Below are 15083 nucleotides of genomic sequence, written 5' to 3'. Positions count from 1 at the left end.
TACCTACGCACTCCATGACACACCACAGGCCCGACAGTCGCGCTGTCGGGCCTGTGGAAAAGTCAGCTGCAGGCTGAAAATACTACTGACCCGGACCCTCGACGGCCTCGGAGGTCAGCAGCCCCGCGTTGATCTCGCGCAGGGCGATCGAGAGCGGCTTCTCGTGGACGTGGGTGTCGACGAGGGGACCGACGTACTCAAGGAGACCCTCGCCGAGCTGCGAGTAGTACGCGTTGATCTGGCGGGCACGCTTGGCCGCGTAGATCACGAGGCTGTACTTCGAGTCGGTGGCCTCGAGGAGCTCGTCGATCGGCGGGTTGATGATGCCCTCGGGCGCGGAGATGGAAGAGGACACGCTCTACCTTCCGATGGATGGGAAAGATTCAGTTGATCAAGCCTGGATGGTCAGGGTCGATCACACGACGTCCATCAAGGCTAGCAGCTCGCGCGCCACGTCCTCGACGGAGGTGTTGACCAAGGTCACATCGAACTCCGGCTCGGCCGCCAGCTCGATCTTGGCCGCCTCAAGACGGCGTTCGATCACCTCGGGCGGCTCGGTGCCGCGTCCGGTGAGTCTGCGCACCAGCTCCTCCCAGGAGGGAGGAGCCAGGAACACCAGCTGGGCCTCCGGCATGGACTCGCGGACCTGCCGCGCGCCCTGGAGGTCGATCTCCAGCAGGACCGGCTCACCCCGCTCCAGGCGGTCCGTCACGGCCGCACGCGGCGTGCCGTAGCGGTTGCCGGCGAACTCGGCCCACTCCAGCAGTTCGCCGTTGGCGATCAGCTTGTCCATCTCCTCGTCGGTGACGAAGAAGTAGTGGACTCCGTGCTGCTCACCGGGGCGGGGCTTGCGCGTCGTCGCCGACACCGAGAGCCAGACCTCGGGGTGTTCCTTGCGCATATGGGCGACGACCGTGCTCTTGCCGACCCCGGAGGGGCCGGAGAGCACGGTCAGCCGCGGACGTTCACTCATGCAGCGATTATTCCAGCAATCCCGGAGTGCCCGGGACTCAGGAGCCGGTGCTCCCGAACTCGCGCTCCAGGGAGGCGATCTGGTTGGAACCGAGGCCGCGCACGCGACGGCTCTCGGAGATACCGAGTCGCTCCATGATCTGCTTGGCGCGGACCTTGCCCACGCCCGGCAGGGACTCAAGAAGGGCGGAGACCTTCATCTTGCCGATGACGTCGTTCTCCTGGCCCTGCTTGATGACCTCGTGGAGGGAGGCGCCGGAGTGCTTGAGTCGATTCTTGACCTCGGCCCGCTCCCGGCGAGCCGCGGCGGCCTTTTCGAGCGCGGCTGCGCGCTGTTCAGGGGTAAGGGGCGGAAGAGCCACGCCTACGTCACCTCGGATGTCGAACTGATCGGATACGGACCGGTGAGGAACCTAGTCGCCCCACACCTGGGGAGCTACGAGCAACACGCTTGCCCGTTCACTCTCGTCGGAGACTAGCGGGCAAGTCCGCCAGAGTCAGCGAGAACAGCGGAAAAGTCCTGGTCAGCCTTTGCCAGGACGGGCATTTAGGACATCTTGCCCCGGATTTGAGGATGTATCCAGACTCAAGTGGGCCTCCGGCCACTCATCGGAGGACTTCCACCGACGACACGAGCGCCTCAGACGCCTGCCACCGCGACCCGGATCTCCTCCGCGAAACGGTCGGCGGCCGCCCGCAGCGCGACGACGTCGGGACCGTGCCGCAGCACCCCCCTGCTGACGTTCGGCACGACGTTGCGCACCGCCGCCCCGAAGACCCCGGGAAGGTCGGCCGGGGTGGCCCCCTGGGCGCCGATGCCGGGCGCCAGGAGCGGGCCGTTGATGTCGAGGTCGTACGACGACAGGTCGCCGAGTGTGGCACCGACCACCGCGCCGAAGGAGCCCAGGGGCTCCTCCCCCGCGTTCTCGGCCGCCAGGTGGGCGAGCATCGTCGCACCGACGGTCCGCCCGTCGGCCCGCACCGCGTGCTGGACCTCGCCGCCCTCCGGGTTGGAGGTCAGCGCCAGCACGAACAGCCCCGCGCCGCTCTCCCGCGCCAGCTCGACGGCCGGTTTCAGCGAGCCGTAGCCGAGGTACGGCGAGACGGTCAGCGCGTCCGAGAACAGCGGGGCGCCGGCCCGCAGGAAGGACTCGGCGTACGCGGCCATGGTCGAGCCGATGTCGCCGCGCTTGGCGTCCATCACCACCAGCGCGCCCGCCTCCCGCGCCTCGCGCACCGACGTCTCCAGGACGGCGACGCCGCGGGAGCCGAAGCGCTCGAAGAACGCGCTCTGCGGCTTGAGCACGGCGACCCGGTCGGCCACCGCCTCGACGACCGTGCGGCTGAACCGCTCCAGGCCCGCCACATCGTCGTCCAGGCCCCACTCGGCGAGCAGGGAGGCGTGCGGGTCGATGCCGACGCACAGCGGGCCGCGCTCGTCCATCACGCGGCGCAGGCGGGCGCCGAAGGGCTCAGGGGCCGTCATACGTTCTTCCTTGCGTCGGCGCCGACCGCGTCGGCGAGCGTGGCGTAGGGACTGGTGCGCAGGCGTGCGGCGAGCCCCTTGTGGACGGCGCGGCTCCAGAAGGGCCCCTCGTAGACGAACGCGCTGTAGCCCTGGACCAGCGTGGCGCCGGCCAGGATGCGCTGCCAGGCGTCCTCGGCGGTCTCGATGCCGCCGACGCCCACGAGGGTGATCCGGTCGCCCACGCGCGCGTAGAGGCGGCGCAGGACCTCCAGGGAGCGTGCTTTCAGGGGCGCCCCGGAGAGGCCGCCGACCTCCTTGACCACGGCGGGTTGGGTTTTCAAACCGAGCCCCTCGCGCGCGATGGTGGTGTTGGTGGCGATGATCCCGTCCAGGCCCAGCTCGACGGCCAGGTCGGCGACGGCGTCGATGTCCTCGTCGGCGAGATCCGGAGCGATCTTCACCAGCAGGGGGACACGCCGGCCGGGGACCGAACGGTCGGCGGCCTCGCGGACGGCCCTCAGCAGCGGCCGCAGTGCCTCGGTGGCCTGCAGGTTGCGCAGCCCCGGCGTGTTCGGCGAGGAGACGTTCACGACCAGGTAGTCGGCGTACGGCGCCAGCCGCTCGGCCGACTTCACGTAGTCGCCGACGGCCTCGGCCTCCGGAACGACCTTGGTCTTGCCGATGTTGACGCCGACGACGGTCCTGAAGGCGGGCGTACGGGACGCCAGACGGGCGGCGACGGCCAGCGAACCCTCGTTGTTGAAGCCCATGCGGTTGATCAGCGCCCGGTCGGCGACGAGCCGGAACAGCCGCTTCCTGGGGTTGCCCGGCTGCGCCTCCCCGGTCACCGTGCCGATCTCGACGTGGTCGAAGCCGAGCATCGCCATGCCGTCGATGCCGACGGCGTTCTTGTCGAAACCGGCGGCGAGCCCGAACGGGCCGTGCATGCGCAGCCCGAACGCCTCGGTGCGCAGTTCCTTGTAGCGGGGCGCGAGCGCGGCGGCGAGGAAGGTGCGCAGGACGGGGATGCGGGCGGCGAGGCGGATCCAGCGGAAGGCCAGGTGGTGGGCCTGTTCCGGGTCCATCCGTTGGAAAACCAGACGGAAGAAGAGCTTGTACATGTCTGCTGTGTGTCCTCATGAAGAGGGGGACACCGTTTCCGGTGTCCCCCTCGGGGCTGTCAGTCGCGGGCCGCGGTCAGGAACTCGGCGTGTTCCTGGAGCGACCGGACTCCGACGTCGCCGTGGTTGAGGGCGTCGATGCCCTGGACGGCCGCGGCGAGCGCCTGGACGGTCGTCAGGCACGGCACGGACCGGGCCACGGCCGCCGTACGGATGTCGTAGCCGTCGAGGCGGCCGCCGGTGCCGTACGGGGTGTTGACGATGAGGTCGACCTCGCCGTCGTGGATGAGCTGGACGATGGTCTTCTCGCCGTTCGGACCGGTGCCCTCGGACTGCTTGCGCACGACGGTGGCGTTGATGCCGTTGCGCTTGAGCACCTCGGCCGTGCCGGACGTGGCCAGCAGCTCGAAGCCGTGCGCGACCAGCTCGCGCGCCGGGAAGATCATCGAACGCTTGTCGCGGTTGGCGACCGAGATGAACGCCCGTCCCTTGGTGGGCAGGGGACCGTAGGCACCCGCCTGGGACTTGGCGTACGCCGTGCCGAAGACGGAGTCGATGCCCATGACCTCGCCGGTGGAGCGCATCTCCGGGCCGAGGACGGTGTCGACGCCCCGGCCGTGGATGTCGCGGAAGCGCGACCACGGCATCACGGCCTCCTTGACGGAGATCGGCGCGTCCAGCGGCAGCTCGCCGCCGTCGCCGTTCGCCGGGAGCAGCCCCTCCGCGCGGAGTTCGGCGATGGTCGCGCCCAGCGAGATCCGGGCGGCGGCCTTGGCGAGCGGCACCGCGGTGGCCTTGGAGGTGAAGGGGACGGTCCGGGAGGCGCGCGGGTTGGCCTCCAGGACGTACAGGATGTCCCCGGCCAGCGCGAACTGGATGTTGATCAGGCCGCGCACGCCGACACCGGCGGCGATGCCCTCCGTGGAGGCCCGCAGCCGCTTGATGTCGAAGCCGCCCAGCGTGATCGGCGGCAGGGCGCACGCCGAGTCGCCGGAGTGGATGCCGGCCTCCTCGATGTGCTCCATGACGCCGCCGAGGTACAGCTCCTCACCGTCGTACAGCGCGTCGACGTCGATCTCGATGGCGTCGTCGAGGAACCGGTCGACCAGCACCGGCCGGGAGGGGCTGATCTCGGTCGACTCGGCGATGTACGCCTCCAGCCGGGCCTCGTCGTACACGATCTCCATACCGCGCCCGCCGAGGACGTACGACGGCCGGACGAGGACCGGGTAGCCGATCTCGTCGGCGATGGCCTTGGCCTCGGCGAAGGTCGTGGCGGTGCCGTGCTTCGGGGCCGGGAGACCGGCTTCCTTCAGCACCCGGCCGAAGGCGCCCCGGTCCTCGGCGGCGTGGATCGCCTCCGGGGGCGTACCGACGATGGGCACGCCGTTGTCCTTCAGCGCCTGCGCCAGGCCCAGCGGGGTCTGGCCACCGAGCTGCACGACCACGCCCGCGATCGGGCCCGCCTGCCGCTCCGCGTGGACGATCTCCAGCACGTCCTCCAGCGTCAGCGGCTCGAAGTACAGCCGGTCGGAGGTGTCGTAGTCGGTGGAGACCGTCTCCGGGTTGCAGTTGACCATCACCGTCTCGTACCCGGCGTCGCTCAGGGCGAAGGAGGCGTGCACGCAGGAGTAGTCGAACTCGATGCCCTGCCCGATCCGGTTGGGACCGGAGCCCAGGATGATGACGGCCGGCTTCTCGCGCGGGGCGACCTCGGTCTCCTCGTCGTAGGAGGAGTAGAAGTACGGCGTCTTGGCGGCGAACTCGGCGGCGCAGGTGTCGACCGTCTTGTACACCGGGCGCACGCCCAGCGCATGCCGGACCTCGCGCACCACGTCCTCGCGCAGGCCCCGGATCTCGCCGATCTGCTGGTCGGAGAAACCGTGCCGCTTCGCCTCGGCCAGCAGGTCCGCGGTGAGCTCCGGCGCGTCGGCCAGCTCGTCCGCGATCTCCTTGATCAGGAACAGCTGGTCGACGAACCACGGGTCGATCTTGGTCGCCTCGAAGACTTCCTCCGGCGTGGCGCCCGCGCGGATGGCCTGCATGACGGAGTTGATCCGGCCGTCGGTGGGACGGACGGCCTCCCGCAGCAGCTCCTCCTTGTCGCCGGGCTCTCCCACGAACGTGAACTGGCTGCCCTTCTTCTCCAGCGAGCGCAGCGCCTTCTGGAACGCCTCGGTGAAGTTACGGCCGATCGCCATCGCCTCACCGACCGACTTCATGGTGGTGGTGAGCGTGTTGTCGGCGGACGGGAACTTCTCGAACGCGAACCGCGGCGCCTTGACCACGACATAGTCGAGGGTCGGCTCGAAGGAGGCCGGGGTCTCCTGCGTGATGTCGTTCGGGATCTCGTCGAGGGTGTAGCCGACGGCCAGCTTGGCGGCGATCTTCGCGATCGGGAAGCCGGTCGCCTTGGAGGCGAGGGCCGAGGACCGCGACACGCGCGGGTTCATCTCGATGACGATCACGCGGCCGTCGGCCGGGTTGACCGCGAACTGGATGTTGCAGCCACCGGTGTCGACGCCGACCTCGCGGATCACGGCGATGCCGATGTCACGCAGGATCTGGTACTCGCGGTCGGTGAGGGTCATGGCCGGGGCGACCGTGATCGAGTCACCCGTGTGCACGCCCATGGGGTCGAAGTTCTCGATGGAGCAGACGACCACGACGTTGTCGTGCTTGTCGCGCATCAGCTCCAGCTCGTACTCCTTCCAGCCGAGGATGGACTCCTCCAGGAGCACCTCGGTGGTCGGCGAGAGCGTGAGGCCCTGGCCGGCGATGCGGCGCAGCTCCTCCTCGTCGTGGGCGAAGCCGGAGCCGGCGCCGCCCATGGTGAAGGACGGGCGGACGACCACCGGGTAGCCGCCGAGTTCCTCGACGCCCTTGAGGACGTCGTCCATGGAGTGGCAGATGTAGGACCGGGCGGACTCGCCGTGGCCGATCTTCTTGCGGACCTCCTCCACGACCTCCTTGAACTGGTCGCGGTCCTCGCCCTTGTGGATGGCCTCGACGTTGGCGCCGATCAGCTCGACGCCGTACTTGTCGAGGACCCCGTTCTCGTGCAGGGAGATGGCCGTGTTGAGGGCCGTCTGGCCGCCCAGGGTGGGAAGCAGGGCGTCCGGCCGCTCCTTGGCGATGATCTTCTCGACGAACTCCGGGGTGATCGGCTCGACGTAGGTGGCGTCGGCGATCTCCGGGTCGGTCATGATCGTCGCCGGGTTGGAGTTGACGAGGATCACCCGCAGGCCTTCGGCCTTCAGGACCCGGCACGCCTGCGTGCCGGAGTAGTCGAACTCGGCGGCCTGGCCGATGACGATCGGGCCGGAGCCGATGACCAGGACGGACTGGATATCGGTGCGCTTAGGCACGCTGGCCCTCCATCAGGTTGACGAAGCGGTCGAACAGGTAGGCGGCGTCGTGCGGTCCGGCTGCCGCTTCGGGGTGGTACTGGACGCTGAAGGCCGGCTTGTCGAGGAGCTGGAGGCCTTCCACCACGTTGTCGTTGAGGCAGACGTGGGAGACCTCGACCCGGCCGTAGGGGGTGTCGGTGGCCTGGTCGAGCGGGGCGTCGACGGCGAAGCCGTGGTTGTGCGCGGTGACCTCGACCTTGCCGGTCGTACGGTCCTGCACCGGCTGGTTGATGCCTCGGTGGCCGTACTTCAGCTTGTAGGTGCCGAAGCCGAGCGCGCGGCCCAGGATCTGGTTGCCGAAGCAGATACCGAACAGCGGCGTGCCGCGCTCCAGGACGCCCCGCATGACGGAGACGGGGTGGTCGGCGGTGGCCGGGTCGCCGGGGCCGTTGGAGAAGAACACGCCGTCGGGGTTGACGGCGTAGACGTCCTCGACGGTCGCCGTCGCCGGGAGCACGTGCACCTCGATGCCGCGCTCGGCCATGCGGTGCGGGGTCATGCCCTTGATGCCGAGGTCGACCGCGGCGACGGTGAACTTCTTCTCGCCGATCGCCGGGACGACGTACGGCTCGGTGGTGGCGACCTCGGCGGAGAGGTCGGCGCCCTTCATCTCGGGGGCCTGGCGGACCTCGGCGAGCATGGTGCCCTCGTCGGGCAGCGCCTCGCCGGAGAAGATGCCGACGCGCATGGCACCGCGCTCGCGCAGGTGCCGGGTCAGGGCGCGGGTGTCGATGCCGCTGATGCCGACGACGCCCTGCGCGGCCAGCTCCTCGTCCAGCGAGCGCCGGGCACGCCAGTTGGAGGGCACGCGCGCGGGGTCCCGCACGACATAGCCCGCGACCCAGATCTTCCTCGACTCGGGGTCCTCGTCGTTCACGCCCGTGTTGCCGACGTGCGGGGCCGTCATCACGACCACCTGGCGGTGGTACGAGGGGTCCGTGAGGGTCTCCTGGTAGCCGGTCATGCCGGTGGAGAACACGGCCTCGCCGAAGGTCACCCCCACGGCCCCGTAGGCACGGCCGCGGAAGATCCGGCCGTCCTCCAGGACGAGTACGGCGGGAGTCTTGGCAGCTCCCCTGGTGGAGGTCGTCATCGTTCGGCGCCTTCCCTGGTCGTGGTTGTGGTCATGGAGTTGATCGCCTCGACCCACGCGTGGTGCTCGGCCGCGTGGTCGGAGCGGAAGCCGGAGTCGATCAGCCGGTCGCCGTGCGCCCAGGTCACGACGAGCAGCCCGCCCTCGGTGAGGACCTTGCCGGCGATGCCCTTGTCGAGGCGGGCCTCGCGGAGCTGCGCGGCCGGGACGAAGAAGTCGGTCGCACCCGGGCGTACGACGTCCAGGCCCGCGTCCGTCAGGGTGAGCTCGGCGCGGCTGCGGGTGCCCAGGCCGTGCGCCACGATGCGGTCGAGCCACTGCCCGGCGGTGGTGGAGCCGTGGTAGCGGCCGCTCGTCGTGAGGTGCGCCGGGCCCGGGTCGTCCGGCGCGGCCGGCAGCTCGGGCAGGTCGCCCTGGAGGGTGCCGCGCCACTTCCAGCCCTCGCGCATCAGCCAGTAGACGAGCGCGACGAAGAGGGCGAGGCCGACGACCCAGCCGATGCGGGCGGCCCAGTCGGTCACTTGCGCCGATTCCTTCTCGGCGGCGAGCAGGAGTACAGGTGTCACGTGAGCTTCCCGTCGACGAGCGTGGCCTTGCCCCGCAGCCACGTGTGCGTGACACGGCCCGGCAGCTCACGCCCCTCGTAGGGGGTGTTGCGGCTGCGCGAGGCGAAGCCCGCGGGTTCCACGGGCCCACGGTATGCCGTGTCGACGAGGGTGAGGTTGGCGGGCTCACCTGCCGAGACGGGACAGCCGTGGCCCGTGGCCTGTCCGATCTGCGCGGGCTTGAAGGACATGCGGTCGGCGACGCCGGCCCAGTCCAGCAGGCCCGTGTCGACCATGGTCTCCTGGACCACCGACAACGCGGTCTCCAGGCCCACCATGCCCATGGCGGCCGCGGCCCACTCGCAGTCCTTGTCCTCGTGCGGGTGCGGGGCGTGGTCGGTGGCGACGATGTCGATCGTGCCGTCGGCGAGCGCCTCGCGCAGTGCCAGCACGTCCCGCTCGGTGCGCAGCGGCGGGTTCACCTTGTAGACCGGGTTGTAGGTCCGTACCAGCTCGTCGGTGAGGAGGAGGTGGTGCGGGGTGACCTCGGCGGTGACCTGGATGCCGCGGGACTTGGCCCAGCGGACGATCTCGACGGAGCCGGCGGTCGACAGGTGGCAGATGTGGACGCGGGAGCCGACGTGGTCGGCGAGCAGGACATCCCGGGCGATGATCGATTCTTCGGCCACCGCGGGCCAGCCTCCGAGCCCCAGCTCGGCGGAGACGATGCCCTCGTTCATCTGGGCGCCCTCGGTCAGCCGCGGCTCCTGCGCGTGCTGGGCGATGACGCCGCCGAAGGCCTTCACGTACTCCAGGGCGCGGCGCATGATCACGGCGTCGTGGACGCACTTGCCGTCGTCGGAGAAGACGGTGACCCCGGCGGCCGACTCGTGCATGGCGCCCAGCTCGGCGAGCTTGCTGCCCTCCAGGCCGACGGTGACGGCGCCGACGGGCCGTACGTCGCAGTAGCCGTGCTCCTTGCCCAGCCGCCAGACCTGCTCGACGACACCGGCGGTGTCGGCCACCGGGAAGGTGTTGGCCATGGCGAACACGGCCGTGTAGCCGCCGGAGGCCGCCGCGCGCGTGCCGGTGAGGACGGTCTCGGAGTCCTCGCGGCCGGGCTCGCGCAGGTGGGTGTGCAGGTCGACCAGGCCCGGCAGCAGCACCTTGCCGCCGGCCTCGACGACCTCGGCGCCCTCGGCGGACAGCCCGCTGCCCACCTCTGCGATCGTCCCGCCGTCGATCAGCACGTCCTGCGGCGCGCCGCCGAGCACCTTCGCACCACGGATCAGGATCTTGCTCATCTCTTACTTCTCCTCGGTACGGGTGTTGGTGACGGCGGGTTCGTTGCCGCCGAGCAGCAGGTACAGCACGGCCATCCGGATGGAGACGCCGTTGGCGACCTGCTCGACGACGGTGCAGCGGTCGGAGTCGGCGACCTCGGCGGTGATCTCCATACCGCGGACCATGGGGCCGGGGTGCATCACGATGGCGTGCTCCGGCATGCGTGCCATGCGGTCGCCGTCGAGGCCGTAGCGCCGCGAGTACTCGCGCTCGGTCGGGAAGAAGGCGGCGTTCATGCGCTCGCGCTGGACGCGCAGCATCATCACCGCGTCGGACTTGGTCAGGGTGCTGTCGAGGTCGTAGGAGACCTCGCAGGGCCAGGTCCCGACGCCGACCGGCAGCAGGGTCGGCGGGGCGACGAGGGTGACCTCGGCGCCGAGGGTGTGCAGCAGATCGACGTTGGAGCGGGCGACCCGGCTGTGCAGGACGTCACCGACGATCGTGATGCGCCTGCCCGCGAGGTCGTGGCCGATGCCGGCGTCCCGGCCGACGAGCCGGCGGCGCATGGTGAAGGCGTCCAGGAGGGCCTGGGTGGGGTGCTGGTGGGTGCCGTCACCGGCGTTGATGACGGCGGCGTCGATCCAGCCGGAGTTGGCCAGCCGGTACGGGGCTCCGGAAGCGCCGTGCCGTATCACGACGGCGTCGACGCCCATGGCCTCCAGGGTCTGGGCGGTGTCCTTCAGGGACTCGCCCTTGGAGACGCTCGACCCCTTGGCGGAGAAGTTGATGACATCCGCCGACAGGCGCTTCTCGGCGGCCTCGAAGGAGATCCGGGTGCGGGTGGAGTCCTCGAAGAAGAGGTTGACGATCGTGCGGCCGCGCAGGGTCGGCAGCTTCTTGATCGGCCGGTCGGCGACCCGGGCCATCTCCTCGGCGGTGTCGAGGATCAGGACTGCGTCGTCGCGGGTGAGGTCGGCGGCCGAGATGAGATGGCGCTGCATCTGACAGGCTCCGTAAGGAAGTTCATTCAAAAGAATTCGGGCATGCGGGGGCGCACGTGAGCAGACGTACGGCAGTGACGTACGCGCGCGTGCTAGTGCTGCACGCCTGGAGCGGACCGCTTCGCACCGAGCAGCACGGTGTCGCGACCGTCCTCCTCGGCGAGCTGGACCTTGACCGTCTCCCTCAGCGACGTGGGGAGGTTCTTGCCGACGTAGTCGGCGCGGATGGGCAGTTCGCGGTGGCCGCGGTCGACGAGGACCGCGAGCTGGACCGCGCGCGGGCGCCCGATGTCGTTCAGGGCGTCGAGGGCGGCGCGGATGGTGCGGCCGGAGAAGAGCACGTCGTCGACGAGGACGACCAGCCGGCCGTCGACGCCGTCACCGGGGATCTCGGTGCGGGCCAGCGCACGCGGCGGGTGCATGCGCAGGTCGTCGCGGTACATGGTGATGTCGAGCGAGCCGCACGGGACCGCGCGCTCGGTGATCTGCTCCAGCTTGGCGGCGAGCCGGCGGGCGAGGAAGACGCCTCTGGTGGGAATGCCGAGGAGCACCACGTCGTCGGCGCCCTTGGCGCGCTCGACGATCTCGTGGGCGATACGGGTCAGTACCCGTGCGATGTCGGGCCCTTCGAGCACGGGCCTCGCATCGGACTGCGTGTCCATACGAAACGGACCTCCTTCTCCGCCTCACGGGACGGACCTTAAAGGACGTCGGAATTGCGCCATCAACCGTAGCAGGCCCCGTCGACGCCCCTGCTCACCCCCCTGTCACTCCTCTGCCACCCCGGTTGTCACCCGCTTGGCGCAATGGATCGCCGATACCACGGAAGAGTCGGGGCGGACCATTCGGCTTGACGCGGCAGAGTAACTCTGCGTAACCTCACAGTGAGTTACCAGCCGCGCGGCATGGAACCAACACCAGTCGCGTCGACACAGTGTCCGGGGAGCCATATGTCCAGCGAATACGCCAAACAGCTCGGGGCCAAGCTCCGGGCGATCCGCACCCAGCAGGGCCTTTCCCTCCACGGTGTCGAGGAGAAGTCCCAGGGACGCTGGAAGGCGGTCGTGGTTGGTTCGTACGAGCGCGGCGACCGTGCCGTGACCGTGCAGCGCCTTGCCGAGCTGGCGGATTTCTACGGCGTTCCCGTGCAGGAGCTGCTTCCGGGCACGACCCCGGGCGGCGCCGCCGAACCGCCGCCGAAGCTGGTGCTGGACCTGGAGCGGCTGGCCACCGTGCCGGCCGAGAAGGCGGGTCCCCTGCAGCGGTACGCGGCCACCATCCAGTCGCAGCGCGGTGACTACAACGGCAAGGTGCTCTCGATCCGCCAGGACGACCTGCGCACACTCGCCGTCATCTACGACCAGTCGCCCTCGGTCCTCACCGAGCAGCTGATCAGCTGGGGTGTGCTGGACGCGGACGCGCGCCGGGCGGTCGCGACCCACGAGGAGAGCTGAGCGCCACGCGCCGGTCCAGCGGACCGAGCAGAAACGTACCGCCGGGGTGGCCGGAACTTCACGGTTCCGGCCACCCCGGCGGCGTTCTGCGGGCCGCACGGGCCTCTGAGGTACGGGAATGACCGAGGGCCCGCAGCAGTCTCGCTGCGGGCCCTCCGGTGTTTCCTGCTCGGCGTTTCCTGCCTAGGCGTGCATGTGAGGCCTGTGAGGCCTCGGGGGCCTCTCAGGCCTCGTCCGTCGCCTCTGACGCCTGCTCCGTCGCCTCTCACGCCTCGTCGCGGCGCAGCGAGGGCTTCAGCTCCTTCAGACGGCCCAGCAGGCCGTTGACGAACGCGGGCGACTCGTCCGTGGAGAACTCCTTCGCCAGCTGCACCATCTCGTCCAGCACGACGGCGTCCGGGGTCTCGTCGACCCAGACCAGCTCGTAGGCGCCGAGACGCAGGATGTTGCGGTCGACGACCGGCATCCGGTCCAGCGTCCAGCCGACCGAGTACTGGGCGATCAGCTCGTCGATGCGCTTCGCGTGCTTCGCGTAGCCCTCGACCAGCTCCATCGTGTACTCGCTCACCGGCGGCTGCCGGGTGTCGCTCCGGGAGAGCCGGATCCAGTCCGCGAGCACCGTCAGGACGTCGGCGCCGCGCTGGTCGCCCTCGAAGAGGATCTGGAAGGCGCGCTTGCGGGCCGTGTTGCGGGCTGCCACGGTTAGCTGTTCACCCGGCCGAGGTAGTCGCTCGTACGGGTGTCGACCTTGATCTTCTCACCGGTGGTGATGAAGAGCGGGACCTGGATCTGGTGGCCGGTCTCCAGCGTGGCGGGCTTGGTGCCGCCGGTGGAGCGGTCGCCCTGGACGCCCGGCTCGGTCTCCTGGATGGTCAGCTCGACGGCGGCCGGGAGCTCGACGAAGAGCACCTCGCCCTCGTGCTGGGCGACGGTGGCCTCGAAGCCCTCGATGAGGAAGTTGGCGGCGTCACCGACGACCTTGCGGTCGATGTGCAGCTGGTCGTAGGTCTCCAGGTCCATGAAGACGAAGTAGTCGCCGTCCATGTACGAGAACTGCATGTCGCGCTTGTCGACGGTGGCCGTTTCGACCTTGACGCCGGCGTTGAAGGTCTTGTCGACGACCTTGCCGGAGAGCACGTTCTTGAGCTTGGTGCGCACGAAGGCCGGGCCCTTGCCGGGCTTGACGTGCTGGAACTCGACGACGGACCAGAGCTGGCCGCCTTCGAGCTTGAGCACCATGCCGTTCTTGAGGTCGTTCGTGGAAGCCACGGTTGCGGAATCTCCTGGACTGACGTGGGACGACCCCGGGGCGAGCGCACAGCGCGGAGCTAGAGCGCGAGCAGCTCCTTGGTCGTGATGGTGAGTAGCTCGGGTCCGCCGTCCGCCTCGGGGCGTACGACGAGCGTGTCATCGATCCGGACACCGCCCCGGCCCGGGAGGTGGACCCCCGGTTCGACGGTGACCGGCACGCAAGCGTCCAGTTTACCCATGGCCGCCGGGGACAACTGAGGGTCCTCGTCGATTTCGAGCCCCACGCCGTGACCGGTGAGGGCCGGGAGGCCTTCGGTGTACCCCGCGGAGCCCAGCACCTGGCGTGCGGCGCGGTCCACATCGCGGCAGGCGGCGCCTGGTGCGAGGCTCTCGCGGCCGGCACGCTGGGCGGCGAAGACGAGGTCGTACAGCTCGATCTGCCAGTCGGCGGGAGAGGTGCCGATGACGAACGTACGGCCGATCTCACAGCGGTACCCGCGGTAGGTGGCCCCCAGGCAGACGGAGAGGAAGTCGCCCTCCTCGACGCGCCGGTCGGTGGGCCGGTGGCAGCGCCGGCCGGCGTTCGGGCCGGTGGCGACGGAGGTCGGGAAGGCGGGGCCGTCGGCGCCGTGGTCGACGAGCCGTCGCTCCAGTTCCAGGGCGAGGTGCCGCTCGGTACGGCCGACCAGGATGGACTCCAGCAGTTCACCGAGGGCCTGGTCGGCGATCTCCGCGCCGATGCGCAGGCAGGAGATCTCCTCCTCGTCCTTGACGACCCTGAACTGCTCGACCGCGCCGCCGAGGTCCGCGAGGCGCAGCCGGGGCGCGACGGAGCGGATGGCTCGGTGGCGGGCCACGGTGAGGTGGTGTTCCTCGACGGCGAGGGAGTCTGCGCCCTGGGTCACGACCAGGCCGGCGGCCGCGACGGCCGGGTCGCCGCCGGATCCGGGCAGCGTCTGGACGCGCAGCGCCTCGTCGGGGCGCCCCTGCGCGTGGCGGTCGCCCGGCGGACCGACGCACACCAGCAGGTCCTCGGTTCTGCCCAGTAGCAGGACGGCGTCTCGCGGGGCGGTGCCCGCGAGATAGCGCACGTTGGCGGGCCGGGACACCAGCGCCGCCGCGCTGCCGCCCGCGTTGCAACGTTCCCGTAGCCGCGCCCGGCGGGCTGCGTACACCTCTGACATGTGCCGAGCGTAAGAGCTCCGCAGGGATGGCGCCGGTTGAGGGAGGCCGAGTGGGCGGTGGGCTCCGGTGGGGTGCCTCCGACGGTGGAGGGCGAAGCGCGTGGGGGCGGGGGCCGGGGCGGTGCGTGGACCTCCGGCGGTGGGTCCGGTGGGCGTGCGGGCACTGCGGGAGCCTCCGGCAGCGAGGCCCATGCGCGGGCGGGCACGGCGCCAGGCTCCGGCAGCGAGGCCCACGCGCGGACGGGCACAGCGCCGGCCTCCGGCAGCGAGGCCCACGCGCAGGCGAGCCCAGCACCAGCC

The 15083-nt window shown here is 70.2% G+C and carries 15 protein-coding genes; 1 reads left to right on the top strand and 14 read right to left on the bottom strand.

All coding sequences use genetic code 11. The annotated features are described in order from the left end of the window. Window positions 1-82: 82 nt before the first annotated feature. From rpoZ to pyrR, 11 genes are all read right to left on the bottom strand, one after another. Window positions 83-355, bottom strand: a complete 273-nt coding sequence (gene rpoZ, locus NW895_RS14380; RefSeq protein WP_004933985.1) for a DNA-directed RNA polymerase subunit omega — start codon at window positions 353-355, stop codon at window positions 83-85. Window positions 356-415: 60 nt separating this feature from the next. Then, window positions 416-973, bottom strand: a complete 558-nt coding sequence (gmk, locus tag NW895_RS14375) for a guanylate kinase (protein ID WP_289935885.1) — start codon at window positions 971-973, stop codon at window positions 416-418. A gap of 37 nt (window positions 974-1010) precedes the next feature. After that, complete coding sequence (locus NW895_RS14370) at window positions 1011-1334, bottom strand: integration host factor (RefSeq protein ID WP_003977346.1); 324 nt, start codon at window positions 1332-1334, stop codon at window positions 1011-1013. Window positions 1335-1612: 278 nt separating this feature from the next. After that, window positions 1613-2458 carry an orotidine-5'-phosphate decarboxylase gene (pyrF, locus tag NW895_RS14365; RefSeq protein ID WP_289935884.1) on the bottom strand — a complete coding sequence of 282 codons (846 nt, stop codon included), beginning with the start codon at window positions 2456-2458 and terminating at the stop codon, window positions 1613-1615. Then, window positions 2455-3561, bottom strand: a complete 1107-nt coding sequence (locus NW895_RS14360; RefSeq protein ID WP_289935883.1) for a quinone-dependent dihydroorotate dehydrogenase — start codon at window positions 3559-3561, stop codon at window positions 2455-2457. The genes pyrF and NW895_RS14360 overlap by 4 nt, the downstream gene beginning before the upstream one ends. 59 nt (window positions 3562-3620) lie before the next feature. Further along, entirely contained in the window at window positions 3621-6929 is a 3309-nt protein-coding gene (gene carB / locus NW895_RS14355; protein ID WP_289935882.1) for a carbamoyl-phosphate synthase large subunit, read from the bottom strand. Beyond that, entirely contained in the window at window positions 6922-8064 is a 1143-nt protein-coding gene (carA, locus tag NW895_RS14350; RefSeq protein ID WP_289935881.1) for a glutamine-hydrolyzing carbamoyl-phosphate synthase small subunit, read from the bottom strand. The genes carB and carA overlap by 8 nt, the downstream gene beginning before the upstream one ends. Further along, the gene (locus NW895_RS14345) at window positions 8061-8630 is read right to left on the bottom strand and encodes a hypothetical protein (protein ID WP_289935880.1); all 570 of its coding nucleotides are present in this window, start codon (window positions 8628-8630) and stop codon (window positions 8061-8063) included. Before NW895_RS14345 ends, carA begins: the two co-directional genes overlap by 4 nt. Next, window positions 8627-9913 carry a dihydroorotase gene (locus tag NW895_RS14340; protein ID WP_289935879.1) on the bottom strand — a complete coding sequence of 429 codons (1287 nt, stop codon included), beginning with the start codon at window positions 9911-9913 and terminating at the stop codon, window positions 8627-8629. The genes NW895_RS14345 and NW895_RS14340 overlap by 4 nt, the downstream gene beginning before the upstream one ends. A 3-nt stretch (window positions 9914-9916) precedes the next feature. Then, window positions 9917-10894: an aspartate carbamoyltransferase catalytic subunit gene (locus NW895_RS14335; RefSeq protein WP_289935878.1), complete on the bottom strand. Its 978-nt coding sequence runs from the start codon at window positions 10892-10894 to the stop codon at window positions 9917-9919. 92 nt (window positions 10895-10986) lie between these two features. After that, the gene (gene pyrR, locus NW895_RS14330) at window positions 10987-11556 is read right to left on the bottom strand and encodes a bifunctional pyr operon transcriptional regulator/uracil phosphoribosyltransferase PyrR (RefSeq protein ID WP_289935877.1); all 570 of its coding nucleotides are present in this window, start codon (window positions 11554-11556) and stop codon (window positions 10987-10989) included. Window positions 11557-11844: 288 nt separating this feature from the next. On the opposite strand from pyrR, the gene bldD reads away from it, so the two are divergent. Further along, entirely contained in the window at window positions 11845-12348 is a 504-nt protein-coding gene (gene bldD, locus NW895_RS14325) for a transcriptional regulator BldD (RefSeq protein WP_086170636.1), read from the top strand. Window positions 12349-12613: 265 nt separating this feature from the next. On the opposite strand, the gene nusB is transcribed toward bldD, so the two are convergent. Genes nusB through NW895_RS14310 form a run of 3 tightly spaced genes read right to left on the bottom strand, consistent with a single transcriptional unit; the run spans window position 12614 to window position 14783 of the window. Continuing rightward, on the bottom strand, window positions 12614-13048 hold the full coding sequence (gene nusB / locus NW895_RS14320) for a transcription antitermination factor NusB (RefSeq protein WP_289935874.1): 435 nt from the start codon (window positions 13046-13048) through the stop codon (window positions 12614-12616). 2 nt (window positions 13049-13050) lie between these two features. Next, window positions 13051-13617, bottom strand: a complete 567-nt coding sequence (gene efp / locus NW895_RS14315) for an elongation factor P (RefSeq protein ID WP_289935873.1) — start codon at window positions 13615-13617, stop codon at window positions 13051-13053. A 59-nt stretch (window positions 13618-13676) separates the two neighbouring features. Continuing rightward, window positions 13677-14783, bottom strand: a complete 1107-nt coding sequence (locus tag NW895_RS14310; protein WP_289935872.1) for an aminopeptidase P family protein — start codon at window positions 14781-14783, stop codon at window positions 13677-13679. Between the last annotated feature and the right edge of the window lie 300 nt (window positions 14784-15083).

This window comes from Streptomyces sp. S.PNR 29, from assembly GCF_030386795.1.
Classification (GTDB): Bacteria; Actinomycetota; Actinomycetes; order Streptomycetales; family Streptomycetaceae; genus Streptomyces.
Note: the sequence above shows the minus strand (reverse complement) of the source record. Positions and strands in the feature narration are given on the sequence as shown.

What these genes read in the sequence shown, in the direction of transcription:
- NW895_RS14360 (WP_289935883.1), bottom strand. Translation starts at nt 3,561, where the DNA reads ATGTACAAGCTCTTCTTCCGTCTGGTTTTCCAACGGATGGACCCGGAA.
- NW895_RS14335 (WP_289935878.1), bottom strand. Translation starts at nt 10,894, where the DNA reads ATGCAGCGCCATCTCATCTCGGCCGCCGACCTCACCCGCGACGACGCA.
- pyrF (WP_289935884.1), bottom strand. Translation starts at nt 2,458, where the DNA reads ATGACGGCCCCTGAGCCCTTCGGCGCCCGCCTGCGCCGCGTGATGGAC.
- NW895_RS14310 (WP_289935872.1), bottom strand. Translation starts at nt 14,783, where the DNA reads ATGTCAGAGGTGTACGCAGCCCGCCGGGCGCGGCTACGGGAACGTTGC.
- bldD (WP_086170636.1), top strand. Translation starts at nt 11,845, where the DNA reads ATGTCCAGCGAATACGCCAAACAGCTCGGGGCCAAGCTCCGGGCGATC.
- carA (WP_289935881.1), bottom strand. Translation starts at nt 8,064, where the DNA reads ATGACGACCTCCACCAGGGGAGCTGCCAAGACTCCCGCCGTACTCGTC.
- pyrR (WP_289935877.1), bottom strand. Translation starts at nt 11,556, where the DNA reads ATGGACACGCAGTCCGATGCGAGGCCCGTGCTCGAAGGGCCCGACATC.
- NW895_RS14340 (WP_289935879.1), bottom strand. Translation starts at nt 9,913, where the DNA reads ATGAGCAAGATCCTGATCCGTGGTGCGAAGGTGCTCGGCGGCGCGCCG.
- gmk (WP_289935885.1), bottom strand. Translation starts at nt 973, where the DNA reads ATGAGTGAACGTCCGCGGCTGACCGTGCTCTCCGGCCCCTCCGGGGTC.